This window comes from Bacillus sp. JJ1127 (genome assembly GCF_036965845.1).
GTDB lineage: Bacteria > Bacillota > Bacilli > Bacillales > Bacillaceae_G > Bacillus_A.
Genome location: NZ_JBALQK010000007.1, coordinates 1 through 7,395, shown reverse-complemented (window position 1 = coordinate 7,395; position 7,395 = coordinate 1). Strand labels below are relative to the sequence as shown.

Below are 7,395 nucleotides of genomic sequence, written 5' to 3'. Positions count from 1 at the left end.
ACGGGTGTAGGTTACTTTTCATTCTGCATGGCAGGGATTTAGGTATCGAAAAATTAAAGTGTATTTATATATTAAATTGAACAAATTTTGGTCAACAAAAAAAGATTGTCCAAAAATCCCTGAACAATCTCTTTTTTTATTGCTATTCTACAAATCTATTATTAACGGTAAGAAGAAACGTCATTACCTTTCCACTCATAATAGTCTAAAATACCAGCGTAAATCGCTTCCGCAGCACGTTGTCTCCACTCTGGAGTAGATAGTTTTTCACCCTCTATCTTATTATCAACAAATGCTAGCTCTGTTAATACAGACGGCATTGTATTTTCACGAGTAACGTATAGATCTTTATGTTGTACACCTCTATCACGTGTTTCAAGTGCCACTACAAGACGATCTTGAATTTTTTGTGCTAGCATGCGGCTGTCTTCTACATATGGATTTGTTCCTTTTGTTTTTGAGTTATAGTAGAATGTTTCCGTTCCATTTGCTTGTCCATTATAAGCATTACCATGAATACTTACAAAGATATCCCCTTTATTCGCTTGAGCAAATTCTACTCGTTTTTTCAAAGAATCTGGGGCACTCACTCCCGGTCTTGCATCGCCATTACGTGTTAACAATACAGTAAACGGTGTTTTTTTCTCAAACAATGCCTGTACTCGTTTAGATGTATCTAATACGATTTTACTTTCTTCCATATATACACTTGGTTTACCTGGATCAGGATCACCATGACCTGGATCAATAATAATCGCTTTTCCTTCTAAGAAATTCGCTTGTTTCGGCGGGTTCAACTGATTTTTATCAACCCATTGGAAACCAGCATATGTACGAATACGAACCCAACTTCCGTTTTCTTCGATAATCGTTACATTTTGTGCGTCATATTTCCCTAATACTTTAGAACCATGAGACGCTTCTTGATATGCAGTAAATGTACCATCGATATACTCTTGTTTCTCATTTAAAGGCGTCCACTTATCTCCTTTATCCGTTGCAATCTTCATCCAGCCGTCTTCTCGTTGTTCTTTCACCACAATCATTTGCGGAGCATGTTGATTGGATGTGATGCCTGATGATAATGATGGCTGATGATATGTAATGAAGTTCCTATTCATGTACATTCTTTTTGATGTATCATTTTTTGCCATATCAGCTTGTGCAATAAATTGGGCTGCTTCTGCACGTGTAACAATACCATCTGGTTTCCAGCCGTCACCCGTTCCTTTAGAAATATCTAAAGCAACTAAAGTATTAGCCAGCTTCTCGCCCCAATGGTCTTTTAAATCATTAAACTGCGTTGGTAAGTCACCAATGATTTTATTATTTAATTGATACGCCTCTACAAGCATAGATGCCATAGAAGCACGATTAATGGTGCCTGCTGGATTAAAGTTGCCTTTACCATCACCTTTAATCACACCTGCTTTTTCTACCGCTGCAATGTAAGGAGCTGCCCAGTGCTTTTGTGAATCTTGAAAAGATGGTTTTGCATCTTGATTAATCTCTAAACCTAGTACCATCGCGATTAGCTTTGCTGCTGATCCTCGATCAATTTTTTCAGATGGTGCAAATGTTCCGTCTGGTTTCCCGTCAAGTGCATTTTTCTCAACTAAATAGTTAACCGAATTTTGCGCCCAGCCCGGTACATCCGGAAAATTCTTTTCCGCTGCTGAACTACTTACTGGATAAGAAAATAAAGTTACTGCTAGAATCCCTGCTGCCAGTTTCCCATACTTCATAAAATTGTTTCTCCCCCTCAAAATCTATTAATAACAATCGTTATAAAATATTTCTTTTATTAATTAACCACATTATACCAACCCTAATATTTTACAATATTAAGATTATCTAGTAAACGTGTATTCTCAATATTATAAATAAAGGTTGATCAAAAACACCTCACAAACCCGTATGTTATGGTAAATAAGAAGACTCCATTTTGAATAAACTTTTTTCAAAACATGCCCTTTAGACTTGTCTCTAAATCAAGGTTACTAGTAATAATTTAATCAAACTTTATTCTAAAGTTACATCCAGAAATCCCCTTATATTCTCTCCCACAATCTGATTAATCTCTTTCATCCCTACACTCCCTGTCCCCTAGAGCTATATATTAATTTTATTACAACATGGATTATACTAAATGCCTAACTAGCTATTATTAGAGATGATCTGATGCTACAACAATGGTTCTACTGTTTAACAAAGGCTTTATACAAGCTTTTGTCAACGTCATTTCACAATTACGATTATCCTTCTGAAAGAAACACCCTTAAAGGATTGCATGATAGGAGTCATTTAAAAGAGGGAATCCTTCTCTTTATGTTCTATCATCATTTTATTAATGCTATAAATAGAAAAAAACGATAATAATTTATCGTTTTTTTCTGTCCACTCACCTATTACTTCTTAAACAATACAACTACGCCATTGCCACTACGCTTATACACCCTTACATGCTCATCTTGTAAGTGAACTTCATCACTTCCGTTTAACATGCTCATTACGTACTCTTTTGTTTTACCCATATCAAACTCAAATCCTTGCTTCTGTAACTTACCTAGTAAATTATCTAAATTACTTACTAACTCTTCCTTATTATTGTCTCCTTTGTAGATAAACTGTACAAAACTATCTTGATCTTTCGAAACATATACAGCAAGGTTTCCTTTTTCATAATACGTAATACCTTTATCACCTGTTACTTTCTTATATCCCTCACTCTTTAAATCATCTGCAAATTTACCTAACTTTGCATCTACATACACTTCTGGTACGTCCTTTTTATCCTTGTTTTCACCAGGATCTACTACAGGCGGTTTTACCTCTCCACCTGTTCCTCCTTGATTCTCTTCCTTCTTTACTTCCATCGCATTGTGTAAAAACTGTGCATATTGTTCACGTTTTACTACATCATCCCCCATGAAGTTCCCTGCTCCGTCTCCTTTCGAAACCCCTGCATCTGCAAGTGCTTTTACATACGCCGCTGCCCAATGCTCTTTCGGTACATCTGTAAACCCATGCTTATCACGATTGATTACATCTGCATGTAGCTCAAATGCATTTCGTAACACAACCGCCATCTCATATCGAGTTAATACATCATCTGGACGAAACTCACCAGATCCATCCCCACCCATAATTCCTGCCTGTCCTACTGCTTCAATATCCTTTTCAAACATATGATTCTTACTATCACTAAACATCTTTTTCTGCTCATCTTCTACTTCTAATTTTAGATAACGATTTACTAACGATGCCACTTGTCCACGCGTAATGTTATCTCCAAAGCCAAATTGTCCGTTTCCGTATCCTTTAAAAATATTATCTTTTGCCAACTGGTCAATGGCTTTTTCAGACCAATGACCCTTTGGCACATCATTAAATTTTACTTCCTCCGCTTGTGCTACTCCTGCTCCTAATAACGTTGTTACTCCGAGTATTCCACCCATCACTGTCTTCTTTATGCTCATCCAGCTCTCCCTTTCTCTGTTTAATACGTATTATTTTTATTATATACGAATTTAATGATATTATGTTCTTATTTGTTAAAATTTGTTTATTTATACAAAAAATACGTAATGATTGAAAGAGATATGTCTTTAATCATTACGTATTTTTCACACATTAGAATTTTAACCATCGGCTACCACACCCTAGGGATCTGACTGATTCACACTCTTCTCTAAACTCTCTACACTACCACTAGTTACATATCAATTTCTAAAAGGCTCTTTAAGAATTGTGGTATTATCTCCTCATAGTAGACAGTTGAAAGAAAGTTACTGTTTATTATGGATGGGATTTTTTATGGGGAGGATTAGAAAACCTTTTTCGATTGATTTTAGAATGAAAGCTATTGAATTTTACTTTCATAGTCTTTTTACACATAATAAAACAAAAAAAAGTGATTGATATGTAAATACCAATCACTTTTCCAAAAATCATTTATTCTTCTATCATTTGTGATAACACATACGCATAAACAAGTGCTTCTGTATGCGCAATGGAACTCTCATGTGTACGCTCAAACGCATGAGAAGAATCAATCCCTGCACCGATTAGTGCGTGTTTCACGTCGAATCCTGCTCGAATGGCAGCGGATGCATCTGATCCGTAATATGGATAGATGTCTACTTTATATTCGATATTGTTCGTTTTAGCAAGGTCAACTAAGTGCTTACGTAAAGCGTAATGATATGGACCGCTAGAGTCTTTCGCACAAATGGATACTGTATATTCATCCGACGCCTGTCCATCTCCTAACGCTCCCATATCAACTGCTAAGTATTCTACAGTTTCTTCTGGAATATTAGAATTCCCACCATAACCAATCTCTTCATTATTAGAAATTAAGAAGTGTGTTGTATATGGCAATGTCGTATTTTCGTCTTGCAATCTTTTAATTAATTTGAGTAGAATTGCTACGCTTACTTTATCGTCTAAATGACGTGATTTTATGTAACCACTCTCCGTAATTTGAACGCGCGGATCAAATGAAACAAAATCGCCTACTTCGATGCCTAATTCACGAACTTCATCGGCTGAAGATACACGTTCATCAATGCGGACTTCAATATTTTTTTCATCTCGTTTCGCTTCCCCTGCATCTTTGTAGACATGGACAGATGTTTGATGCATTAAGATTGTCCCTGTATACGTTTTTCCGCTTGCTGTTTCAATCTCGCAATATTCTCCTTCAACAGAATTCCAGCGAAATCCGCCAATCATCGATAAGCGAAGACGACCGTCAGATTTAATTTCTTTCACCATTGCCCCTAATGTATCAACATGTGCCGTTAATAAACGATGCTGCGCGTCATTCTTTCCTTTTAACGTTAAAATAAGAGCACCTTTATTGTTACGCTTTGTTTCTACATTCCATTCTTTTACATAGTTTTCAATAAAGTTGATAATCTTCGTTGTGTTTCCAGACGGACTTGGAATGGAAACAAGCTGTTTAATGAGTTCCATTGTTTCTTTTGCATGATGTGTCACTGTACTTCCCCCTACTTTATTTTTCTAATATTCAGTATACAGAAATTATCACAAAACCTCTACTAATATGAGATTTCTGTAGGTTTCTTGTGAAAAGAAGCATAAGATGGCCGTTTTGGTCAACTTATGCTTCCTTTAGCTTGCGGTAAACTTATGCTTCTAATATGCATACAACAAAAAAAGATACCTCAATAGGCTATCATTAGTAGGTTACATAATTCTCGTTATTGGTAGTTAGGTTTCTTTAGTTGAATGGGAATGTTTTGATCCAGTAGAAGAATGCAAAACCTCCAGCTACAAATAAAGCAGCTAAAATGAATGTTATTAGAGGTATTTTATTTTTCATACTTTTTCCTCCAATGATTTAATCTTAAGCTAATTTAGTTAATATAACATGCGAAAGTGGAAGTCAATGTATCTATTAATATTGGGAATCAATGATTGTATAATACCGTGTGAAATATCTGTAAGGAACGCTCTCTGTTATATTTCCTTTTTGGAAAGTTAGAGAATTTGCGTATATATCTCTTTCTAAAAATTCCCATCCATCTTTTTCTCTCATTTCAATATAAGGCTCTAGTTCTCCTCGTTTTACTAAATAGGTATAGGGAGTATCGTCAGTTTGTACTTCCATTATATTCTTATCTGTAAGGATCATCTTTGACATAGCAATTGCGAATGGTATCGGATTTCCTTCTTGAAAAATGACATCCTTTTTTTGTACAAAGAATACGCATGCTATACTGAATATTACTAATAAACTTATAAAAAATATCTTTAATTTCATTAAGTTCCTCCTTAAAGTGAAATTTTCTTTATTAATAGTTCGTGATTGCTTATTGGAAAACCTATCTTAAAAACCTGTATATGGTATACATACTCGGTTAACATAACGCATCATTATCAGAAGTTCTCCTCATCAACAATCCTCGGCTTATCAACATTCTGTGAAACATCCTCTTCACCTACGTATGCAGTTTCTTATTCATCCCATTATATCAGTGGTTAAAAGGAATCATTGTCTTTATTTCCTTTACTCCATATGTATAAAATTCCACATAAACTAACGGCCAGCTTATGGGTTAATCATTAACTCAAGGCCAATTTATGCTTCCAATTCCGTTAGATAATTAGATAATCGCCTATAAAAATAAGTGTTTTCTGATCAACTAATGCTTCCAAATGCGGTCAACTTATGGGTAAAGTGACATTTTTTATTATTAATTTCATAATTATGGTAAAATATATTTTAGAACATACTGAAGTAATAAAGGGATATCAAAATGAAATTAACGAAAAAACATGTACAAATTGCACTCATTTGGTTTTTAGCATCTTTACTATGTTTACAAGTTTCGTATGCCATTCACACTGCTACTTCCATTACAATTGGATGGGCATTAACAGCTATATTTTTTATCACTAGTCTGTTTGCAGGGAAATTAAAACGGGTAAAAGTACACGAATAAAAAGCACAGCTCTTCCAAAGAAGCTGTGCTTTTTTATCTATGAAACTATTCCTCCGAAACGTCCAGCAAATAAATTCCTTTTTGGAATCCGCCGCGCTCTGCTTCTTTCTGTTTGCGAATGCGCTCGATATCTTCAAATGTTGCGCCCTCTGCACGCGCTAATGATATGATAATTTCTAATGCATCCGCCAGTGAATCTAATGCGTGTTCCCGCTCTTTCATAGAAGCAAATTCACGAATTTCTTCTGTTCCGATTTTTGCTAATGCTTGTATGTATGCTTGACCAGTTAGCTTTTGCGCTGTATATGTTTTTCCAGACATTAAAATTTTCTCTGGAACACGATCCCTTACTAGCTTATTATAAGTTGACATAAATTATCCTCCACTCCAATATCAGCGTATTTTTTCTATATTTAGTAACATCCGAGCTCTGCTTTATAGAAAAACCATTTCTTTTTCACGCAGGCACTTAGCATATCGATCCCTGATCCATGTGCTCGTACATGAGGAAAGAAATAATGTTCGAATTCATTCTCTTCTTTACCATATAACGTTTGATATGCAGCTGGCACCGCTTCTTTTTTGATATCTCTTTCCTTCGTAACTTCTCCTGTCACAGCAACAATTGGGTGTCCCTCAAAAAATAGCGCGGTCCGAACTGCAAGAGCAGGTGTGCTATGCAAAGCATAATATGTAAGTAAGATGATACCAATAACGCCAATGATTCTAGTTTTTCTCATCTAGTACTCTTTACCTTTCTATATAAACCCATTTTCATTTTTCGACATCTAAACCCCTGCCATGCAGAACAAAAAGTAACCTACACTCGTTTGCTCTTTCTGTTTTTACTTCGCGCGGGACAGAAATAGGCCCTGACCGCTTCTATGCATGGCCAGATCCTCTCTCCCATCTAAAAAGAAAG

The 7,395-nt window shown here is 35.6% G+C and carries 6 protein-coding genes and 1 pseudogene; 1 reads left to right on the top strand and 6 read right to left on the bottom strand.

Features of this window, described 5'->3' with window-relative positions; translation table 11 throughout:
- Positions 1-161 precede the first annotated feature (161 nt).
- The 4 genes and pseudogenes from V7183_RS00960 to V7183_RS00945 form a co-directional block, all read right to left on the bottom strand.
- Positions 162-1,745: an N-acetylmuramoyl-L-alanine amidase gene (locus V7183_RS00960; protein ID WP_335358437.1), complete on the bottom strand. Its 1,584-nt coding sequence runs from the start codon at positions 1,743-1,745 to the stop codon at positions 162-164.
- 1,125 nt (positions 1,746-2,870) lie between these two features.
- Positions 2,871-3,410, bottom strand: a pseudogene (locus V7183_RS25895) (S-layer homology domain-containing protein); the annotation flags it as partial.
- Between the two features lie 544 nt (positions 3,411-3,954).
- Positions 3,955-5,004 (bottom strand): M42 family metallopeptidase, encoded by a 1,050-nt coding sequence (locus tag V7183_RS00950; protein ID WP_335358435.1) that lies wholly within the window; start codon positions 5,002-5,004, stop codon positions 3,955-3,957.
- Positions 5,005-5,425: 421 nt separating this feature from the next.
- Positions 5,426-5,791 (bottom strand): hypothetical protein, encoded by a 366-nt coding sequence (locus V7183_RS00945; RefSeq protein ID WP_335358434.1) that lies wholly within the window; start codon positions 5,789-5,791, stop codon positions 5,426-5,428.
- Positions 5,792-6,287: 496 nt separating this feature from the next.
- Between V7183_RS00945 and V7183_RS00940 the strand changes: the two genes are divergently transcribed.
- Complete coding sequence (locus V7183_RS00940; RefSeq protein ID WP_335358433.1) at positions 6,288-6,473, top strand: hypothetical protein; 186 nt, start codon at positions 6,288-6,290, stop codon at positions 6,471-6,473.
- Positions 6,474-6,518: 45 nt separating this feature from the next.
- Here the strand turns inward: V7183_RS00940 and V7183_RS00935 are convergent, their stop codons facing one another.
- Both V7183_RS00935 and V7183_RS00930 read right to left on the bottom strand, forming a co-directional pair.
- On the bottom strand, positions 6,519-6,845 hold the full coding sequence (locus V7183_RS00935; protein ID WP_097898220.1) for a nucleoside triphosphate pyrophosphohydrolase: 327 nt from the start codon (positions 6,843-6,845) through the stop codon (positions 6,519-6,521).
- A gap of 41 nt (positions 6,846-6,886) precedes the next feature.
- Positions 6,887-7,213, bottom strand: coding sequence for a hypothetical protein (locus V7183_RS00930; RefSeq protein ID WP_335358432.1), 327 nt, complete (start codon positions 7,211-7,213; stop codon positions 6,887-6,889).
- Between the last annotated feature and the right edge of the window lie 182 nt (positions 7,214-7,395).

Excerpts from the sequence above, each read along its gene's own strand:
- V7183_RS00960 (WP_335358437.1), bottom strand. The coding sequence starts at position 1,745 with ATGAAGTATGGGAAACTGGCAGCAGGGATTCTAGCAGTAACTTTATTT.
- V7183_RS00945 (WP_335358434.1), bottom strand. The coding sequence starts at position 5,791 with ATGAAATTAAAGATATTTTTTATAAGTTTATTAGTAATATTCAGTATA.
- V7183_RS00930 (WP_335358432.1), bottom strand. The coding sequence starts at position 7,213 with ATGAGAAAAACTAGAATCATTGGCGTTATTGGTATCATCTTACTTACA.
- V7183_RS00940 (WP_335358433.1), top strand. The coding sequence starts at position 6,288 with ATGAAATTAACGAAAAAACATGTACAAATTGCACTCATTTGGTTTTTA.
- V7183_RS00935 (WP_097898220.1), bottom strand. The coding sequence starts at position 6,845 with ATGTCAACTTATAATAAGCTAGTAAGGGATCGTGTTCCAGAGAAAATT.